The sequence below is a fragment of the Halomonas sp. SIMBA_159 genome, from assembly GCF_046536035.1.
GTDB lineage: Bacteria > Pseudomonadota > Gammaproteobacteria > Pseudomonadales > Halomonadaceae > Vreelandella > Vreelandella venusta_A.
The window spans coordinates 1-243 of the sequence record NZ_JAWJBT010001379.1 but is presented as its reverse complement, the minus strand read 5'-3'; the positions used below and the strand labels follow the sequence as shown (position 1 = coordinate 243).

The window sequence follows — 243 nt, the reverse complement described above, 5'->3', positions numbered from 1 at the left end:
GCGGCTCCGCACTGCGGCGACAGCGGCCGGTCTCGGCTGGGATGCCGTGGCGGGCACCGAGAGTTCCGTCGCCGGCTCCGACCACGACCTCGTCCTCGTCGGTCCGCATCTCGGTGACCGGCTCGAGGCGATGCGCCGCAGCGTGGAAGCGCCCGTCGCCGTGCTTCCTGATGACGTCTTCTCCGACCGTGACGGGTCCCGCACCCTCGACTTCGCCCGATCGATCCTCGCCGCCGCCGGCGA

Annotated in this window: 1 protein-coding gene; it reads left to right on the top strand. The window is 72.8% G+C overall.

The window, feature by feature from the left end:
• A partial coding sequence (locus R0J87_RS23765) for a hypothetical protein (RefSeq protein WP_498889471.1) occupies positions 1 to 243 on the top strand: 243 nt, incomplete at both ends.